Annotated in this window: 17 protein-coding genes and 1 tRNA gene; 12 read left to right on the forward strand and 6 right to left on the reverse strand. The window is 66.9% G+C overall.

Annotated features, from left to right (window positions below; all coding sequences use genetic code 11):
- Nucleotides 1–7: 7 nt before the first annotated feature.
- Nucleotides 8–1,045, forward strand: a complete 1,038-nt coding sequence (locus tag OM076_RS37275) for a zinc-binding dehydrogenase (protein WP_270045262.1) — start codon at nucleotides 8–10, stop codon at nucleotides 1,043–1,045.
- Here the strand turns inward: OM076_RS37275 and OM076_RS37280 are convergent.
- Entirely contained in the window at nucleotides 1,014–2,396 is a 1,383-nt protein-coding gene (locus OM076_RS37280) for a purine-cytosine permease family protein (RefSeq protein WP_270045263.1), read from the reverse strand. The genes OM076_RS37275 and OM076_RS37280 overlap by 32 nt on opposite strands.
- Nucleotides 2,397–2,439: 43 nt before the next feature.
- On the opposite strand from OM076_RS37280, the gene OM076_RS46525 reads away from it, so the two are divergent.
- The 6 genes from OM076_RS46525 (at nucleotide 2,440) to OM076_RS37310 (ending at nucleotide 8,049) form a co-directional block, all read left to right on the forward strand.
- Entirely contained in the window at nucleotides 2,440–4,542 is a 2,103-nt protein-coding gene (locus tag OM076_RS46525) for a sensor histidine kinase (protein WP_270045264.1), read from the forward strand.
- A gap of 42 nt (nucleotides 4,543–4,584) precedes the next feature.
- Nucleotides 4,585–4,658, forward strand: a tRNA-Met gene (locus OM076_RS37290).
- A 205-nt stretch (nucleotides 4,659–4,863) separates the two neighbouring features.
- On the forward strand, nucleotides 4,864–5,985 hold the full coding sequence (locus OM076_RS37295) for a tyrosine-type recombinase/integrase (RefSeq protein ID WP_270045265.1): 1,122 nt from the start codon (nucleotides 4,864–4,866) through the stop codon (nucleotides 5,983–5,985).
- A complete protein-coding gene (locus OM076_RS37300) occupies nucleotides 5,954–6,532 on the forward strand; it encodes a hypothetical protein (RefSeq protein ID WP_270045266.1) in 579 nt (192 codons plus the stop codon). The genes OM076_RS37295 and OM076_RS37300 overlap by 32 nt, the downstream gene beginning before the upstream one ends.
- Nucleotides 6,533–6,644: 112 nt before the next feature.
- Nucleotides 6,645–7,181 (forward strand): type IV toxin-antitoxin system AbiEi family antitoxin domain-containing protein, encoded by a 537-nt coding sequence (locus OM076_RS37305; protein ID WP_270045267.1) that lies wholly within the window; start codon nucleotides 6,645–6,647, stop codon nucleotides 7,179–7,181.
- Nucleotides 7,182–7,191: 10 nt separating this feature from the next.
- The gene (locus OM076_RS37310; RefSeq protein WP_270045268.1) at nucleotides 7,192–8,049 is read left to right on the forward strand and encodes a nucleotidyl transferase AbiEii/AbiGii toxin family protein; all 858 of its coding nucleotides are present in this window, start codon (nucleotides 7,192–7,194) and stop codon (nucleotides 8,047–8,049) included.
- 19 nt (nucleotides 8,050–8,068) lie between these two features.
- Here OM076_RS37310 and OM076_RS37315 read toward each other — a convergent pair whose 3' ends face one another.
- From OM076_RS37315 to mobF, 3 genes are read right to left on the reverse strand one after another with little or no spacing between them, the layout of a single operon-like run.
- Nucleotides 8,069–8,458: a cupin domain-containing protein gene (locus OM076_RS37315; RefSeq protein WP_270045269.1), complete on the reverse strand. Its 390-nt coding sequence runs from the start codon at nucleotides 8,456–8,458 to the stop codon at nucleotides 8,069–8,071.
- A complete protein-coding gene (locus OM076_RS37320) occupies nucleotides 8,455–8,694 on the reverse strand; it encodes a hypothetical protein (protein WP_270045270.1) in 240 nt (79 codons plus the stop codon). Before OM076_RS37320 ends, OM076_RS37315 begins: the two co-directional genes overlap by 4 nt.
- 4 nt (nucleotides 8,695–8,698) lie before the next feature.
- Nucleotides 8,699–11,557, reverse strand: coding sequence for a MobF family relaxase (mobF, locus tag OM076_RS46530; RefSeq protein WP_270045271.1), 2,859 nt, complete (start codon nucleotides 11,555–11,557; stop codon nucleotides 8,699–8,701).
- Between the two features lie 385 nt (nucleotides 11,558–11,942).
- Between mobF and OM076_RS37330 the strand changes: the two genes are divergently transcribed.
- From OM076_RS37330 to OM076_RS47035, 5 genes are all read left to right on the forward strand, one after another.
- Complete coding sequence (locus OM076_RS37330; RefSeq protein ID WP_270045272.1) at nucleotides 11,943–13,091, forward strand: pentapeptide repeat-containing protein; 1,149 nt, start codon at nucleotides 11,943–11,945, stop codon at nucleotides 13,089–13,091.
- Between the two features lie 55 nt (nucleotides 13,092–13,146).
- Nucleotides 13,147–14,412 (forward strand): SIR2 family protein, encoded by a 1,266-nt coding sequence (locus OM076_RS37335; protein ID WP_270045273.1) that lies wholly within the window; start codon nucleotides 13,147–13,149, stop codon nucleotides 14,410–14,412.
- Between the two features lie 32 nt (nucleotides 14,413–14,444).
- Entirely contained in the window at nucleotides 14,445–16,520 is a 2,076-nt protein-coding gene (locus tag OM076_RS37340; protein WP_270045274.1) for an ATP-binding protein, read from the forward strand.
- Between the two features lie 293 nt (nucleotides 16,521–16,813).
- On the forward strand, nucleotides 16,814–17,401 hold the full coding sequence (locus OM076_RS37345; protein WP_270045275.1) for a site-specific integrase: 588 nt from the start codon (nucleotides 16,814–16,816) through the stop codon (nucleotides 17,399–17,401).
- A gap of 312 nt (nucleotides 17,402–17,713) precedes the next feature.
- On the forward strand, nucleotides 17,714–17,917 hold the full coding sequence (locus tag OM076_RS47035; RefSeq protein ID WP_372518128.1) for a tyrosine-type recombinase/integrase: 204 nt from the start codon (nucleotides 17,714–17,716) through the stop codon (nucleotides 17,915–17,917).
- Between the two features lie 181 nt (nucleotides 17,918–18,098).
- On the opposite strand, the gene OM076_RS37350 is transcribed toward OM076_RS47035, so the two are convergent.
- The gene (locus OM076_RS37350; RefSeq protein WP_270045276.1) at nucleotides 18,099–19,172 is read right to left on the reverse strand and encodes a hypothetical protein; all 1,074 of its coding nucleotides are present in this window, start codon (nucleotides 19,170–19,172) and stop codon (nucleotides 18,099–18,101) included.
- On the reverse strand, nucleotides 19,169–19,327 hold the full coding sequence (locus OM076_RS37355) for a hypothetical protein (protein ID WP_270045277.1): 159 nt from the start codon (nucleotides 19,325–19,327) through the stop codon (nucleotides 19,169–19,171). Before OM076_RS37355 ends, OM076_RS37350 begins: the two co-directional genes overlap by 4 nt.
- Nucleotides 19,328–19,420: the final 93 nt, after the last annotated feature.

The following is a 19,420-nucleotide window of genomic DNA, read 5'->3' on the forward strand; positions in this document are numbered from 1 at the left end:
TCTGGCGATGCGTGCAGCACTGTTCGTCGAGCCCGGCCGGATCGAAGTCGGCCAGCGGCCTGATCCCGCGATCGTCGAGTCCACCGACGCCGTCGTCCGCGTCGTGCTCGCGTGCGTCTGCGGGACGGATCTGTGGTTCTACCGCGGCGACTCGCCCTTCGCGCCCGGGCCGATCGGCCACGAGTTCATCGGCGTCGTCGAGGACGTCGGCCTCGACGTCTGCACGATCGCGCCAGGGGACTTCGTGATCGCGCCGTTCGGGTTCAGCGACGGCACGTGCCCACACTGCCGGCACGGTGTCACCTCGGCCTGCGTCGCCGGCGGCCTGTACCCGACGAGCGGGGACGGCGGCCAGGGCGAAGCGGTGCGGGTGCCGTTCGCGGACGGCTCCTTGGTGGTGGTCGGCGGTTCCGGGCACTCCGACGAGCAGCTGGCGTCGCTGCTCACCCTCTCCGATGTCATGTCGACCGGCCATCACGCGGCGGTGTGCGCCGGCGTGGGCGCGGGCGACGTGGTCGCCGTCGTGGGCGACGGCGCCGTCGGGCTGTGCGGCGTGCTGGCCGCCAAGCGACTCGGCGCTGGGCGGATCATCGCGCTGAGCCGCAACCCGCGCCGGCAGGCGGTGGCGCGGGAGTTCGGCGCCACCGACATCGTCGAGCAGCGCGGCCCGGAGGCCATCGAATCCGTGATGGAGCTCACCGGCGGCGTCGGCGTCGATGCCACGCTCGAGTGTGTCGGCACCCGCCAGGCGATGGAGACGGCGCTGTCGATCGCGCGCCCGGGCTCGACCGTCGGCTACGTCGGCATGCCGCACGGCGTCGAGCTGCCGGTCGGCGAAATGTTCGCCCGCAACACCGGCGTGCGCGGCGGGATCGCCAACGCCCGCACCTACATCCCCGAGCTGCTCGAGGACGTCCTCGAGGGCCGCATCAACCCGGGCCGCGTGCTGGACTACTCGACTGGGCTGGACGGCATCTCCGACGCGTACGTCGCGATGGACGAGCGGCGGGCGATCAAGTCGCTCGTCCGGGTCGGGACCGCGTGAGGACTGGCATCGAACCGCCCCGCGAGGGGACCCGAAGCGCGATCAGGTAGAACACCGCGCCGGCCACACCGCCGACGACCCAGGAGATGTCGATGCCGCCGAGCGGCTCGACCAGCGGGCCGGTGATGATGGTCTGGTCGATGAACGGAACCTGGACGGCGACGGCGAGGAGGTACGCGATCAGGCCTCGCCACTGCACACCGCCGTACCGGCCGTGGGGAGTGAAGAACGAGGGAACGTCGTACTGGCCGTGTCTCACCAGGTAGTAGTCGGTCAGGTTGATCGCCGTCCACGGGATGAAGACGTAGAGCAGCACGTCGAGGAAGTTCACCAAGTTCTCGATGAAATGCCGGTAGCCGAGCAGCGCGCAGACCGTGCCGGCGGCGATCACGAGCAGCGAGCCGATCACGCGCATCGAGATCGAGTGACGCACGTCCTTGAAGCAGCTGGCGATGCTCGCCAAGGCGAGCATCCCGGTGTAGGCGTTGGCCACGTCGGATCCGATCAGACTCAGCGCCATCACCGGTAGCACCCACTGACCGGCGACATCCCGCACCGCAGCGACCGTCGAGGACGCATCTGGGAGGAGCGCGAAGAGGTATGCGCCGAGGACTCCGCAGAAGCTGGCGGGGATGGCGCAGCCGAGCACCACCGCCCAGAACGTCTTCGTCTTGTTGACCGTCTCCGGCAGGTAGCGCGAGTAGTCGGACACGTACGGTGCCCAGCTCGCCATCGCGATCACGAACAGCCCCGTGGCGCCCATGAAGAGCGCGAACGACGGCGCGTCGTTCGCGGCGGCTGGCCCGCTCAACCCCCCGTGATCGATCGCCCGGATGAACACGACGACGAACGTGATCGCGAGGATCACCGTCATCCACCGCTGCCACCGGTGGATCCAGTCGTAGCCGTAGAGCGTGATGACGGCCACCGGCACGGCCAAGATCGCGATCCAGCCCGGAAGGCTGATCGAGCCGACGAGCAGGTGCAAGGCATCGGCTTGGATCACGAGCTGGGCGGCGAGGAAGCCGACGTCCAGGACGATCGAAGCGGCGAACACGACCACGGCGCCGTAGAAGCCGAACTGACCCCGGCTCTGAATCATCTGCGGCACGCCCAGCGTCGGCCCTTGGATCGCGTGGAGCCCGACGAGACAGAGACCGATGGACGTGCCGAGCACGATCGCAATGCACGCCCAGAGGAAGTCGAGGCCCAGCGAGATCACGATGCCGCCGAGCACGACGTTGAAGATGTTCGCGTTCAGCGCGAACCAGAGCGTGAACTGATCGCGAATCCTGCCGTGACGTTCCGCAGGCGGAACCTGGTCGATCGAGCGGACCTCGATCAGCGACACGGTCGCCCCTTGGTGTTTTCACCCGTCCCCGACAGATGTTCAAGTGTCGGACATCCGTGTTCACGCGTCAACGCGGTTTGTCGCGGCTCCTAAAACGCGCCATTGTTCCGGATTCCTCATGTCGGCGACGAGGGAGAGCGAAGCAGAGATCCGGAGACTCGGTCGGCTCGTGCAAGAGCAGGCGGCGCTCCGGCGCATCGCGACGCTGGTGGCGCAGGGCGCTCCCCTGGGGAACGTGTTCGCCGTTGCGGCAGAGGTGATCGCCCGCGTATCGGGCATTCCGTCGGTGAGCATCGCCAGATACGAGGCCGACGGCACCGCGACCGAGTTCGTCGCGAACGGCACCCCGAGCGCCGACGTGCGCTCCACCGTCGACGTTCCGATCCTCGTCGACGGACGCATTGCGGGCGCGGTCATCATCCCATCGACTGACACCGCGCCGGCGCCGGTGGACGCCGCCGCGCGCCTGACCGATTTCACCGAACTGCTCGGGACGGCGATCACGAGCGGCCAGGCGCGCGCCGAGCTGCGGCGGCTCGCCGAGGAGCAGGCGGCCTTGCGTCACGTCGCGACGCTGGTCGCGCAAGGAGCCGAGCCGAACACGGTGTTCACCGCGGTTGCCGTCAAGGCGGCGCAAGTCCTCCGCGTGGGTGCCGTCAGCCTCCTGAGCTATGACGCGGGCACGCAGACCTTCACCAAGATCTTCGGGACGCACGGGGAGCGTTCCGCGGTGCCGGATGGAACCCAGTCGCGGGTAGCCGATTGCCCTGAGGGAGTCCTGGTCGTGGAGACCGGCCAGGCGGCCCGCATCGACGACTGGTCCCAGATCCCGGGGCTCGTCGCCGCGCGGCACCGCGAATTCGGCTTCGGCCAGGCAATCGCTGCCCCGATCGTCGTCAACAGCACCATCTGGGGCTACATCGGCGCCTACGCGGAGGCCGACGAGATCCTCCCGCCCGAGTCCGAGAGGCGGCTTGCGGATTTCACCAACCTCATGGCGACCGCTCTCGCGAACGTCCAGGCCCGCGACGAGTTGCGCGGGCTCGCGGAGGAGCAGGCGGCGTTGCGGCGAGTCGCGACGATGGTGGCCCGCGAGCGTCCCGCCGAAGAGGTGTTCGCCTGCGTTGCCGAGGAGGTGAGGCGGCTCGTACAGGCCGAAGCCGCAGCGGTCTGGCGCTACTGCTCCGATGGAGACGCGATCGTCGTCGGCAGCTGGGGCACGATCGCCAAGAAGCTTCCGGTCGGGCGCCGCGTGAAGCTCGACGGGGACAGCGTGGCGGCCATGATCTTGCGGACCCAGCGCCCCGCGCGCTTCGACGAATTCCAATCGCCCGCAGGTTCGATCGCCGCCGCGGCACACGAGGTGGGTGTGCGCTCGGCGGTGGGAGGCCCGATCCTCGTCGACGGCGCTCTATGGGGCTCGATCGTGGCCGGAACATCCAGCCCGACGTCGATGCCCGCGGACGCCGAAGCCCGAATCGCGCAGTTCACCGAGCTGGCGGCGACAGCGATCTCCAACCTCCAGGTGCGCGAAGCGCTCGCGGCGTCCCGAGCTCGAGTGATCGCGACCGGCGACGAGCAGCGCCGGCGAGTCGTGCGCGACCTGCACGACGGCGCCCAGCAGCGGCTCGTCCACACCATCGTGACGCTGAAGATGGCCCGCAAGGAGCTTGAGCGGTATGGACCGGAGGCCGCCGCCCTGGTGGACGAGCCACTGGAACATGCCACCAGGGCGACCAACGAGCTGCGCGAACTCGCCCACGGCATTCTCCCGACCGCGCTCACGAGAGGCGGTCTGCACGCCGGGATCAGCGAACTCGTCTCCACGATGTCCATCCCGGTCCAAGTCGCGATCTCCGTGCAGCGCACCTCTCCCGACGTCGAGGCGACGGCGTACTTCGTCGTGGCCGAAGCGCTCACCAACGTGGCGAAGCACGCGCACGCCCATAGCGCCACGGTCCGCGTGCACTTGGACGACGGCAACCTGCAGCTGGAGGTGCGCGACGACGGGGTCGGCGGTGCCAAACCCGACGGAACCGGGCTTGTCGGCCTCAGCGACCGGCTGGCCGTCCACAACGGAACCCTGCGGGTGGAGAGCCCGCCGCATGGAGGCACGGTCGTTGCGGCCTCCATACCGGTGGCCTGAACAGCGATCTCGAGCTGCCTCGCTAGACTGCGCGCCTGCCCCGCCGGAGTAGCTCAGTCGGTTAGAGCAGCGGAATCATAATCCGCGTGTCGGGGGTTCGAGTCCCTCCTCCGGCATCACCGCGTTTCGTCGCTTTCTTCGCTCTAGCAGGGCTTTCACGCAGTCGCTTCGCCTGGCGTCCGAGCTCGACGGACCCCAGCGAAACGCCCTGTTCGCGTCGCTTGTGTCCCCCGGCGTGTCCCCCACAGGGGCCGACTTTCCGGGCTGAGCGCTAGAGCGGGCATGGCGAACTGGCGAAAGACCCGAACCCCGAGCGTGTACGTGTCGCACGCTTCGGACTGCCCGGCGAACGCCGACCCGAAGGCCCGGTGCCGCTGCGAGCCGTCCTTCCGCGGCCGCCGCCGCCATCCGGTCACCGGCACGCCTGAGTGGCAGAAGCCGGTCGTCAAGAGTCGAGCCGAGGTCCTGACGTGGCTCGGCACCGCGAAAGCCGGCGGCGAGCACCTGCGCGAGATTGCCGCCCGCGGTCCGTTGTTCGAGGAACTCGCCGACCAGTGGCTCGACGGTGTCGAGCGAGGCCGGATCGGCCGACGCCGCGGCAAGGGCAAGGCATACGCCGACACGACAATTCTCGCGATGGGCCGCTCCCTGAAGTACCACGTGGTCCCAGAGTTCGGCCCGCGTTACGCCTCGGAGATCACCGAACTCGATTGGCAAGCCTGGATCGATGCCCTCGCCCGCCGCGGCCTCGCTCGCTCCACGATCGCGAAGCACATCTCCGTCGCCTCGGACATCTACGCGTGGGCCGCTGCACCGTCGCGCCGCTTGGTCCCGCACAACCCGCTCCGCCTCGTCGAGCTCCCACCCAACGACGAGAAGCCCCGCCTGCGCGTCGCCTTGGCGCCCGAAGCTGCGGCGCTCCTCGCAGCTCTCGAGCCGGTCGACCGTCTCCCCTACGCGATCGCCTTCTACGCGGGCCTCCGCCGCGGCGAGATCGCCCGCCTGGAATGGCTCGACGTCCTCGACGGCGACCGAATCGCGACCCGGATCACGGTCCGCCGCTCGAAGAGCGAAGCCGGGACCGGCCGACGCCCACCGATCGCCGACAACCTCCGCACGATCCTGTTGGAGGCTTGGCTTCGCCAGGGCGAGCCGCACGAGGGCAAGGTCGTGGATCGGTCGGTGATGTCGGGCAAGATCGCCAGACAGGCCGAGAAGGCCTGGGACCTCGCGGGCCTGAACCGAATCACGCTCCACGAGTGCCGCCACACCTACGCCTCACTGCTGATGGCGGCCGGCTACACGATCAAGGAGCTGATGGAGTTCATGGGCCACGCCGACCTACAGATGGTCAATCGTTACGTGAAGCTCCTGCCGCAGCCAGGCGAAGACGACGCGGCCGACCGACTCAATGACTACCTCCGACGCTCCGAGTCCAGCTGACCTCCCGTCCCAGCGAGGCGAGATCTGGAACGACACCGACGCGATCGCGCGCCACCGGGCGATGACGCCGTCACAGCGGCTCACGCTCGCGATCGAGGTCAGCCGCGCCGCGCTGCTGTTCGCCCGGGCGGGCGGAGCCGTCGACGTGGCGTCGACGTTCGACCCGGCCGGCCTCGTCGCGGCGTTGAAAGAGGCCTGCGTCGACTACGTGATCGTCGGCGGCCTCGCCGGCGCGGCCCACGGCGTCGTGCGGGCGAGCGCGGACATCGATCTCGTGCCGTCGCCGAGCGAGACTCTGGCCGCGCTCTCGTCTCTCGGCGCCGCCTACGCGGACGACGTCATCCGAACGCGCTGGGGCGACGTCCACTTCCAACGCGGGCTCTCGTATCTCCAGCTCCGCGACAACGCCCTCGCCGTCCGACTCGGCGACGCCAACGCCGCCGTCTGCTCGCTCGCCGACTTCCGCTCGATGAAGCTCGCTCTCGCCCGCCCGCGTGACCTGATCGACCTCGCGGAGCTTGATGAGCTTCACGCAGCATCAACATGAGATCGGTCAAAATGACCGATCTTGTGCAACCTCGACTCAGACCCTTCTTGTACAAGATCGGTCAAAATGTCCTATTCTGTGCACGATGCCAGGCAAGGCCTACAACGCGCTCATGGACGTGGCCGTGGACCAGTACGGCTACGTGACCGCTGCCGACGCCGCAGCCGTCGGAGTGGTCGCCGACCGCCTGCGCAAGATGGCCGAGCGCGGAACACTGGAGCGGATCGCGTACGGCCTCTACCGCGTGCCGGCGGTCGCGTTGACGAGCCTCGACGAGTACATGGAAGCGACGCTGTGGCCGCGCGGAGGCGGAGTGATCTGCCACGACACGGCGCTGGACGTGCACGGGCTGTGCGACATCAACCCGGCCAAGATCCACATCACGGTGCGCAAAGACCTGCGCATCACGCGTCGGATCCCAACCCTGTACCGGCTCCATTACCGCGACCTCGAAGAGCACGAGACCACCTGGCACGAGGGCATCCCGATCGTCACGCCGGCACGGGCGATACGCGACGGCATCGAGACACATGTGGGCACGCACCTAATCGAGCAGGCGATCGCGAACGCCCGAGAGCGCGGCGCAATCACCAGGGCCGAAGAGGCCGAATTCAAACGCCTCACCCTCCTCGACCGGCACGCCGCGTAGGTCTGACTCGATGCCCACCGAGCGCCGCAAGCCGCCGCACAACGTCAACGTCCTCATGCGCTGGGTCAACGAGCACGCGAAGGCGACTGACGTCGGCCGGAATCGCCTGCAGCGCTGGATCTCGTACATGATCGTCGCCGCCATGCTCGACCGTGTCCGCGACGAGGACGACGATCCGGTGTTCGCCCTCAAAGGAGGCGTGGCGATGGAACTGCGGCTCGGGCTGAAGGCGCGAGCCACGACGGACTATGACGCCGCCTATCGCGAGCGCAGCGGCGACATGCTCGCGCGCCTCGACGAGGCACTCACCGGCGACTACGGCGATTTCGTGATCACCGGAGGCCGGCCCCAGGCCATCGGGAACACCGCCGCGGTCCGACTCGAGGTCAAGCTCGTATACCGAACGCGTCCTTGGGGCACGGTCACGCTCGAGGTCGCCCCGACGGAAGGCGATTCAGGCCGGGAGATCGAACGGGTGCCCGCGATCCCGCTAGGTCCGTTCGGGCTGCGTGGGCTCGAGGCTGTCCCGTGCGTCGCGGTCCGCTACCAGATCGCCCAGAAGCTGCACGCTTGCACGGAGGACTTCGCTTCAGGACCCCCGAACAACCGCGTCCGCGACCTCGTCGACGTGCTCATGCTCCAGGGCCTCATCGACGACATGGCGCGGGTCCGAGAGGCCTGCATCGAGATCTTCCAGTTGCGCGCCAAGCACCCGTGGCCGCCAACCGTGATCGTCTTCGAGCGCTGGCCCGAGCTATACGCCGCGCTCGCTGCGCAGATCGACTTCGATCCATCCGACGTCAACCGAGCGGCGGCCGACGTCCAGGCGCTGATCGACGCGATCGACGCCGCTGACGGACCAACGTAGAGCCGTCCACGCACGCTGATCAGACCGCCGGGTCGAGCAAATCAGCCGTCGCGTCCTCGGGCGGATAGCCGTATGCGTAGACGAGCAGGTCGACATCGCCGTGGTTCGCGCTCTGCAGCGGCGTCCCGGGCGGCACGTTCACGACTCCACCAGTCGGCACGTCCACACGCTCCGGCGTCTCGCCCAGATAGATCGACAACTCGCCGGCGAGCACGACGAACGTCTCCTCCTGGATCGGGTGCCGATGGCGCTTGCCTCTCGCTCCGGGCTCATAGCGCCACACATTCCCCCGCACGTGCGTCGATCCGATGGCGTCGCTCAACTCGGCGACGTGCCGAGCCGGCTCGCCAGGCTCGTGCGGCCGGGTGATCCACTCGAACTCGTCCGGCCGAATCGCGCGAAAACTCATCCGACGAGCCTAGGACGCACGGGCTCTACGAGATACCGCGCGTTCCGCTGCGCCCAGCGCTCGAGCTCGATTGGCTGGACCAGGATCAGCTGCCCCGACGGAATGAGCTTCAGCTCGGCCTGCACAAACCGCTCGAAATGGCTCACGCTCATGCCGATCGAGATCGCCGACTCCTCTCGTGTGTAGGCATACCGGCGCACCGGCTCGATCGGTCGCTGCGGCATCTTCTTCGGCATGTGATCAGAGCTCCCGTCCACGTTGTTGTCCTAGTACTCGCTGCGTCGCCCGCTCGGCCATCGCCTCGTAGCGACTCTTCACGTCGTCTTCGCTCTGGACCTCGAAGGGCCGCGATCCATGCGCCTGCTCAATCTCGGCGCGCCGCTCGTCCGCGATCACTCGCGTGGCAGCCAACTCGCGAGCCCGGGCCGCATCGAGCCGCCGACGGCGTCCGGGGAGCCAAGTGCGGCCGCGCTCCTCGAGCGCGCGCCGCTCGCGCGTCGCAGCGGCGAGTTCATCCTCGCGCTCGCGGGAGGCGGGCCTTCCGGAGTCGATCGCCAGTACCTGCGCTTCACTCGACTCCATCGACCGCCTGAGCCGCTCGAACGCTCCGATGCCCGCCTGGTCGACCGGCGCGAACTCAGCCCGCCCGTCCTCCTCGCGCTCGGCGACGTAGAGCCGATTCGACTCGCGCCCGCGGCTGAGCGCCACGTACGCCCACTCGTTGCCGACGTTGCCGCTCGCCAGGACGAGCGAGTGATCCACCGTGAGCCCTTGCGCGACGTGGCCGGTGATGGCATAGCCATGCAGCAGCGTGGGGTCGCCGTCCCGCGTCGTCCCGTGCAGGAACTCTCGGTCCAGCCGCACGCGCCGACCGTCGACCTCCAGGGCCAGGGCGATCGCTGCCGGATCGGCTTCGGTCACTCTGCCGCGCTGTCCGTTGCTGACGCCGAGACGCGAGTCGTTCTGCTTCACGACAACCCGATCGCCGACCCCGAACGAGCCGCCGGCCAGGTCGACTTCCGGACCGCTCACGTCTCCACGGGCTCGAAGCTGCATTCGCGCACGGCTATTCAGATCGGCAACATCGGCCCGCAGCCGAGCAATCATCACGCTCTGGTCGCTGTCGCCCAGAGCAAGCCAGTCGGCGACAAGCCGTGTCCGGATGTCGTCGCTTGTCGGCTCGACAACCAAGCGCTCGTGGCTGGCGTACAGACCGAGCGCTTCGTCAGCGCGGCCCTCACGCAAGTGATCGAGAGCGACACGCTCCCATCGGTTGACCTGTCGCACGTTCTCGGTGAGCTCGATCGCCAGCCCTCGCTGAACAAGTCCGCGAAACGCACCGCCAGCACCGATCTCGGGCAACTGCCGGTGGTCGCCGATCAGCACGACCTTGCCCTCAACGCGCCCGACCTGGTCGACGAGCTCCGCCAGCTCCCGAGTGGGAACCACGCCGGCCTCATCAACCACCAGTACGCAATGGCGAGGCAAACCGGCCCCACCCCCGCGGCGAAGATCGCCGAGCAACGCCGCGATACTCGTGCTCTGAATCCCGGCGCCGGTCTGCATTTCGTTCGCCGCACGCCGCGCCGCCGCAACGCCGAGCACCGGAAAGCCGGCGGCCTGCCATGCCTCCCGCGCTGCACCGAGCGCGAACGTCTTGCCCGTCCCTGCCTTCCCGGCCACCACCGCGACACCGTCCCCGCTGAGACACAACGCCTCGACCATTCGCCGCTGCTCCTCGGACAATGTCGACCTGGACTCAATCGCCCGCTCGACGTCGTCATCGCCGGCCATACCGGCGCGACCCCCACGGCTGGATGCCACACGATCGATGAACCGCTGTTCAAGCGCGAGATGTTCCGGAGTTGAGTAGCGCGTCCGCTCGACCGCCACTGGCATCACGCGCCCATCCCGGCGTCGGAATACCTCATCCGGGTCACGTGTTTCGTCGTCCGGCACGAGCGCCACTGCTCGCGTCTCAAGAAACAGCTTCGCGGCCCGCTCCAGCTGACTGGCCTCGACGGCATTCCCGGTGGGTAGCGCCTCGCAGAGCGCCTGAATCACCTCGCCGGTCGAGAACGTTGCTGACCGACTAGTGATGCCAGTCGACCGAACCAACGCATCGAACACCTTCTCCCAGCGCGGCTCATCGACGTCACGTCCACGCACACGCGCGACGAACAGCGCGAGCTCGCGCTCGCCAAACCCAAGCTCCCCGGCTCGCACCTTCCACTCGGCGACTAGCTCGCCGGCATCGACCTTCGACTTGACCGCCCGCGTCGCCAACGCCGCGGCTTCCGCAGCCCGAGCTCCGGACGTGCCACGCTCTTCCAACGCCGCATCGATCTCGGCGCGGCGCCGACTGAACGCTTTCATCACCACGCGCGGCACTCCGACGACCTCAGCGATTCCTTTCCGCACTGGGCTCCACTCGATGCCGAGCGTCCGCGTCAGCTCACTTCGCAGCACGGCCTGGTAGACGAAGCTCGCGGTGCGCGCGTGCGCGTACAGCCGCCGGCCATCAAGCGCCGACCAGCGCCCGTCAAGCCCGCGCCCCAAGTTTGCGACGAGCACGTGCGTATGCAGCTGCGGATCGCCAGCGCGCGACGTCCTATGCCGAAACGCCGCGGCAATCAGCCCAGGCGCCTCCTCGACAATGACACCGCCATGGCCACGCCGGACAGCTGCTGCGTTCCTCTCGAGATATCCAGCTGCTTGCAGCACCGCGATGTCATGCGCAGCGCGAACGCGCTCATGGAGCCTGACCTCGCCGATCCCAAAGAGCACGCTGACGCTCTTCGGCGCCGAGAACGTGAGATCGAACCCGGCCACGCGCGCCCGACTCGACGAGCTCCGCAACTCGCGGCCGTCCTGAGGATGCGCTCCGGCGAGCACTCGCCGCAGAGCGTCAGCTCCGACGTCGTCGCGAAGCCCGATTTCGTATCCGGCCGATCCGATCCAACGTCCGCGTGCCTCGTGTGGGCCGAGATAATAGTCCTCGACGCCACTCCCGACGCTCTGCACGACGTCGACCCGCGCCTCGGCCTGGTCGAGGTAGTACTTGGCCTGTCCGGCCGCGAGCTTGCCGATCGAAAGCACTGTTCCTCGCCCTAAGCCGCCGAGGGACGCGTTCTGGCAAATAACCTCGTCCGAGTAGCTCTTGATCGATCTCGATTGCGGTCTCCCACTACCTATCTAGCCGGTGAGAACCTCCTCGCGGCCACGCGCGGCCTGCGCCGCTTGAGCCTTCGGTCGAGGCGTGACGACCCCGAGGATGATTAGCCTCCCGGCGCTGGCCCGCCCAGCGGGGAGCGTTACCCCCGCCTGATGTGCCGCGGCGACGGATGGCGAGTGGCCCGAGGAGCACCTGCACCCCGGTGCAGGGGTGTGCACGGGTCTTTGCAGGATCTCGGCGTGCGATCTGGAGGACCTGCTCTTCGCCGGACTGCGCGGGCAAGGGTCACAGTGCACCATGCTTGTCCTAATGAGCACTATTCAAACGAAGCTAGTCCGCATTCTGATGGCTCTTGCGGTAGCGGGCGCGGTCCTCCTCGCAGTCGCTGCAGTGGTCGCCTTCATTCGCGTGTCCGCCGACTGGCTCGCAGCGACGGACGGAATCGCAGACCCGACGAAGCGCGCAGAAGAGACCGGTCGCGCACGCACTGTCGTCCTAGCGGTCCTCGCTGGCACGCTGGCTGCGGTGGGGGCCTATTACACCCATCGCAACTACCAGCTCACCAGGCAAGGGCAAATCACCGAACGATTCACGCGCGCCGTCGATCAACTGGGGAATCGCGACAGCATGGACGTACGCCTCGGGGGAATCTATGCGCTTGAGCGCGTTGCGCGAGATTCCGCATACGACCATGGCCCAATCGTTGAGATCCTGACGGCCTTCGTCCGCGAACGCACTCCGATCCCGGATGAAGACGTCATCGAAAACCTCATCCAGATGGAACCCGACGTCTACCCGAAGCCGCCGGAAGCAGACGTCCAGGCCGCGCTGACCGTGCTCGGGAGACGCAAGGCCGCGTACGATCCGCCCGCGCCATGGCGGATCAACTTCGCGGGCTGCTATCTGCCAAGGGCGCATCTGCAGGGAGCACAACTGCAGCGGGCCGACCTCTCTTACACGGTCCTGACCGATGCGAAGCTCGAAAGGTCGGTGCTGACTAATGCACGGCTTGTCGGCGCCAAGATGTACATGACCAACTTGACGGACGCGAAGCTAACGGGCGTGAATCTTCGTGAGGCGTTCGCGAACCGAGCAGTCTTTGCCTCGGCCGATCTGTCTGAGGCCGTTTTGGCAGGCGGTCGGTTTCGGGGCGCAGAATTCGTCTATGCGGCGCTTCGGGACGCCAAGCTTGACGACGCTGATCTCGAAGGTGCGAGCCTCAGCGGCTCGAATCTCGCCGGGGCGAGTCTGAGTGGTGCAAATCTCGCCAACGCATCGCTGACGCGGGCGGACCTCAGCGCATCGCACCTGGACGGCGCCCGATTCGGCGGCGCCGATTTCCGGTCGGCCCGGCTCGGAAATGCCCGCTACGACTCAGACACGGTATGGCCGAACGGCTTCGATCCGGTCGCGGCCGGCGCGGCTTGCATCAGCGCCTCGGCAGACGCAGGCTCTTGACTTTGGTCAACGAGGTTGTAGACGATTGACAGATGCTTCCCGGTGAGCGTTCCACGTGACCGACCTGCTCCGAATCCGAAATGAGGAAGTGGATCTGGGTGAACACCCGGACCCGGGGACCCTGCGAGGCAAGGTCGAGCCGTGGTTGGCGGCCGTCCTTCAGAGCGAACACCTATCGCTGCTTCTCGGGAACGGGCTTGCGATGGCGATCGGCTACGCCGCCGACGCCGTGCCGCCAACGATGGCAGCGAGTCCGTTTTCCGGCCAACTGGCGGACGAAGTCGAGGCCGCGGCAAAGCGGTCAGCTGCCGCGACTGGCCGAGGCAGTCCCAACATCGAGGATCGAATTCGAACCGCCCTGGCGCTTCAGGCTGGGTTGGAGATCATGGGCGACTCTCGATCCGAGCTTTGGGCTGATCAGATCGACGGAGCGCTTCGCGGGCTGCTGTCCGAGGTTCTCGCGGGCGAGCGGGGAATCAAGAAAGCAGTTGAGGCCGCGTCCGACTCCGGACTTACAGCACATCGACTGCTTGTCTCATTTCTCCTGACGTTCGCGAGCAGGAGCGCCTCTCGCGATCGCCTCAACCTCTTTACGACGAACTACGACCGCATTGTCGAGTTCGGATGCGATCTTGCTGGCCTCCGGCCGATCGATCGATTTGTCGGAGCGCTCGAACCAGTCTTCCGTTCATCGCGCGTCGACGTTGACCAGCACTACAACCCTCCCGGTATACGCGGCGAGCCTCGCTATCTGGAGGGAGTACTTCGACTAGGCAAGATCCATGGCTCTCTGGACTGGCGTTTCCGGAACGGCGCACTGCGCCGCGTCGGCCTGCCATTCGGCGCCGATCCAGGGCATCCCGAGATCCTGCCGGACCCCGCGCTTGGACTCATGATCTATCCGAATCCGGCCAAAGATGTTGAAACCCTTCTTTATCCGTATGCCGAGTTGATGCGGGACATGTCAGCGGCGCTCTGCAGGCCCAACTCCGCCTTGGTTACCTACGGATATGGATTTGGGGACGACCACATCAACCGCGTCATCGCAGACATGCTTGCGATTCCTTCGACGCACCTGGTTGTTATTTCTTTTGACTGGTGCGAAGGTCGGCTGGCGCGCTTCCTCGATCGTTCAGGTCGTCCCGCCCAGGTGACGCTGATGGTCGGCAGCCACTTCGGCTCCCTGCCGACACTGGTCGATCACTATCTTCCTAAGCCAGCGATTGACACCATCAGTCTCCGAGAGGCCGAGTTGCGCCAACGTCGGCAGCCGAGACCATCTGAAAGTTCCGATGTAGGTGGAGGGGGAGTGTCGTCCTGAGCACTCCCGTTGAGCACGCAGCTTCCCTATCTGTGGGTACGGTCGAGTCGGTTGCTCCGCACGAGATCCGCGTATCGTTGGACCTCGATGCCCCTCAAGCCGTAGCGCTCAACGCTGGAGAGCCGCAACGGTTCCCGCGAATCAACGGTTTCGTTCTGATCCCGAACGAGATCGGCTCTGTCGTCGGCATCGTGACGTGGCTTGGCGTGGAGCGGTCGCCATTCCCAAAACGCACTGGCCTTCGCGACTTCGGCCTCGTTGATCTGCCTTATCCGCTCCGTAAGCTCACGCTGGTGCCCCTCGGGACTCTCAAGTCCCGCGTGGTAGGGGAAACGCTGGTCTACGAACTTCAACGTGGCGTCGCGAGTTTTCCCTCAGTCGGTGATCCGGTTTCGCTGCCTACTGCGGCACAGCTTCGCGCTCTGGTAGAGGCGCGAGACGTCGACCGCCGCGTGACGATTGGGCATTCGCCTCTTGGGGCAGACGCACGCGTGTCGGTCGATCCCGACAAGCTGTTCGGACGACACCTGGCGGTTCTCGGCAACACGGGCTCTGGCAAATCGTGTTCAGTTGCTGGCTTGATCCGATGGTCTCTCGAGGATGCGGCTGCAGCGCGCGTCGACAAGTCGAAACCCGTCAACGCTCGGTTCATCGTGCTCGATCCCAATGGGGAGTACCGCCGAACATTCGAAGATCTGGGCCAAGTGCGCCTGTTCGAGGTCGTCGGTGGGCAAATCGCTGAGTCCGAAAAGCCTAAGGCGCAGCCGCTGCGAGTGCCGGCGTGGATGTGGGACAGCCACGAGTGGGCCGCATTCGCACAGGCCGCGCCGGCAACCCAGCGTCCACTCCTGCTGCAAGGTCTTCGGAACATGCGCTCCGGCGCGATCCTCGAAAGCGGGCCCGCCCTCCGTCTTGCGCGCATGGTCGGAGGGCATCGTGTGTTGTTGAGAGACCGCGTGGCGAGCGTCCCGGCGTACACGGGCCGCTACAAAGGCGCTAAGGACTGCGGAATCCAACTTGACGCCTTTGCTGAGGGTCTCGAGCGCTACCGAGGCGAGATTCCCGCGGCCGAGGGCGAGCTCGATGCGCTCATCGGAGGAATTCAGAGTGCGACAGCGTCGCGACGCAACGAATGGACGCCGCCAGGCGAGAATCGTCCGGTCGTCAGCTTTGATGATTTCAGCGAGGGAGCGCTTGAGGACGTCCTGGTCCTGATCGACAAACTTCTTGCGACACTTCCGTCCCCACACCCGCTGGGTGGGTCGAACGAAGACGCGCCGATCGAGTTCGACCCCACCGAACTCGCGGGCCATCTTGAAGTGCTCGCCGGAAGCGCAGAGTTCGCCCAGGCGGCTGCGTGGGCGGGAACGTTGCTCCTACGCGTTCGATCAATGCTCGCCGACTCCCGGGTGGGACCGATCGCCGCACCGCCGCAGGACATCACCCTCGCTCAGTGGCTTGAGGACTATCTCGGACTCCCGGACGGATCCAACGGCTCGATTGCAGTCCTCGATTTGTCACTCGTTCCCGCGGAGGTATTGCATCTTGTCATCGCGGTACTCTCACGCCTCATCTTCGAGGCACTTCAGCGTTATCGGCGGCTGAACGGGGTTGAGCTCCCAACAGCCTTGGTACTGGAAGAAGCGCACACTTTTGTTCAGCGGTATCTACCCGATGAAACGATCTCGTTGGCTGGGCGTCAATGTCGGGAAACTTTCGAACGAATCGCCCGTGAAGGTCGAAAATTTGGGCTCGGCTTGGTCCTGAGCTCCCAGCGACCCTCGGAGCTTTCCCCGACGGTGCTCGCACAATGCAACACTTTCCTTCTTCACCGTCTAGTCAACGATCAAGATCAGCAACTCGTTGCGCGCCTCGTTCCCGACAACCTCGGCGGCCTTCTACGAGAATTGCCAAGTATGCCTTCGCAGCAAGCGATTCTTCTCGGATGGGCGACGCCGGTGCCAGTCCTTGTCGAGATGCGACACCTGCCGAAAGAACAGCGACCGCATGCGGCTGACCCTCAGTTTTGGGGTGTTTGGACAGGATCCGAGAAACGGGAGGCCGGATGGGAGCCCGTGATTACGGATTGGACGGGCGATTCGGGCTAGATCGATCCACGCCGCATCCGTCTACGGGTGACTCTTGTGTCCCCTCCCGTGTCCCCCAACCCTGCCAACAGGCGGCTGAGAGCCAATTCCGATGACAATCATAATCCGCGTGTCGGGGGTTCGAGTCCCTCCTCCGGCATCACCCGAATCGCCCGGATTTCCCGCCCTAGAGCGCGAAATCAGCAGAATCCTCTCAAGCGCCCGAACCTCAGCGGACCCCCGTTGACCCCCTCTCGCGTGACATTTGTGTCCACCCGTGTGTCCACCCGAAGTCGGTTTGGTTCGGCGGCAGGATGTCGCTGCGCTTCCGCCGCACGAAGACCCCGAGCGTCTACGTCGCGCACGAGCTCGGTTGCCCCGCATTCGCGGCGGATGGGCCGCGCTGTCGCTGTACGCCGTCCTATCGCGGGCGCCGCCGGCACCCGGTCACCGGAAAGCCGCTCTGGGGCGGGACGACCAAGAACCGCGCCGAGGTCCTGAGCTGGCTGGCCGACGCCGAGGTCGCCGCCGAGTCCGCGGCGATCCAGCCTCCGCTCGGCCCAGCGCTCGAGACGCTCGGCGACCAATGGATGGAGGGCGTCGAGGCAACGATCGGCCGGCGCCGCGGTAAGGGCAAGCAGTACGCGCAGACCACGATCGACGGTTACCGCCGCTCGTGGCGGCACTTCGTGCGGCCCGAGTTCGGGCCGATGGTGGCCGAGGAGATCAGCGAGATCGAATGGCAGATGTGGGTGGACCAACTCAGTCGTGAGGGGCTGTCGCGCTCGCGGATCGCCAACCACGTCGCCGTCGCATCCTCGATCTACGCCTGGGCCTTGTCCCCCAGCCGTCGCCACGTCACTCGCAATCCGCTGCCGGATGGTCGAGCTGCCGCCGAATGATGAGAAGCCGCGCCTGCGCGTCGCGTTGGCGGCGGAGGCCGAGCAGCTCCTGGCGGCCCTGTCCCCCGAGGACCGCGTGCCATACGCCATCGCCTGCTACGCCGGGTTGCGACGCGCCGAGATCCATCGCCTCGAGTGGCCCGAAGTTCTCGACGAGGGCAAGATCGCCAGCCACATCCTCGTGCTGCGCTCTAAGAGCGAGGCCGGGACCCAGCGCCGCCCGCCGGTCGCCGAGCCGCTGCAGCAGATCCTCGCGAGACTTGGCTGCGCCGCGGGCGGCCGACCACGGGAGCGGTGTGCGAGCGCTCCGTCATGTCCGGAAAACTCGCATCGGCCGCGACGGCAGCGTGGGAGAAGGCCGGACTGCAGCGCATCACGTTGCACGAGTGCCGACACACCTACGCTTCGATGCTGATGGCTGCCCACTACACGATCAAGGAGATCATGGAGTACATGGGCCACGCTCGATCTGCAGATGGTCAACCGCTACGTCAAGCTGCTCCCGCAACCACGTGACGACGACGCCGCGGGCCGGCTCAACGTCTACCTGCGGGCCTCGCGCACGCATTGACCATCGGCCGACGCATCCGGCCCATAACACGGATTTGACGTAAAGGACGACGCTGCCGGGGGCTGGCAGTGTCCCGTCGGCGAGACATCGGCAACCACTGTCGTCGCTCTACCCCAGCTCGTGCTCTCAGTGGCGCAGCGTGAGGTGGATGACGGTCTCGGCGGCGCCGGATGGCATCACCGCGACGGTCACGGCGAGCGACTTCAGCTTGCGGATCTTGCCCGCGAGTCGGCGAACGAGCTTCAGCCGGACGTTCGCCGTCTCACCGGCGGCGGCCGAGAAGTGTCCGCGAGTCAGGGTGAGCGTGCCCTTTGCCATGTGCAGGCGCTTGGCGGTCGCCGCGGCGACCGTGACCTTGACGGTGCCGTGGCAGGCCTTGGCGCAGTGCATCGAGAGGGGCAAACCCTTCTTGGCGGCGGTGGCGAGGTGCGCGCGGGTGAAGGCGATCCGCGAGACGACCGGTGTCGTCGGGGTTGGCGTCGGGGTCGGGGTCGGGGTCGGCGTCGGCGTTGGCGTCGCGGGGTCGATGAACAGCTCCTCGTCGGGCGTGAGCCAGGGGTCGCTGTAGCCGTCGATCACGTGCAGCGCGATCAGCAGGCAGTCTCGCTGCGGGGAGGTCGGGATCTCATCGAGCGACTGAGGACAGTGCCCGCCGCCCGGGCCGACGAGCCTGCGGTTAGACGTCAGGGGAAAGCGTACGTCGAACTCGCGCCCGGCCGGCATCGTCCACGCGTGCCCTGCGTCGTCGGATGGGATCGCCGGCCCGTAGGCGCCCGCGATCGTACGCGCTGGACACGGCGGGTAGTTCGCTTGCGGCCCGTCCCCGTCGGCGTACAGGCAGGTGATCGGATGGGTGGCATCGATCGCCATCGACACACCCGGGGGCAGCACGATGTCCAGCTCGGCGAGTTGGTCCCCGCTGCTGCAGGCGGTGTCGGTCGTCGCGCCGAAGACCGCGCGGGCGTAGAACACCTCGCCGGCCTTGGGGAGCTTTGACGGGTCGGCGAGATAGCCGGCCTTGGCGATCGCACCGATCTCCTGGAGGTTGATCACGCACTTCACCTGCGTGCTCGTCGCGGGCACGCCATCGTTCCACTGCTCGGCGGCGCGGGCGGTCGAAGCGGCGGCGGAGAGAACGCAGGCGGATGAAAGGACCGCGACGAGCGCGCCCAGCGACGCGATCCTGCTCCCTGCCCTCATGACGCGGACTCCCCGACCGCCGCCGCGACGGCGTGCTGCAGCGCCGCGAACAGCTCCGTCCAGCCGCTGAACGGCTGCTGCGGCCCGTCCGCGACGACGAGCCGGCCGGCCACGGGCCGCTGCGCCGCATCGAGCTCGACCCGGGCGATGATCATTGGCTGGTTGCGGGGCACCCCTCCACCCTGCTCTGTCGCGGGCGTGCCCGCATCTCGGTAGGGACCACAGAAGTTCTGAACGACGTAGCCGGT

The sequence above is a fragment of the Solirubrobacter ginsenosidimutans genome (assembly GCF_027587205.1).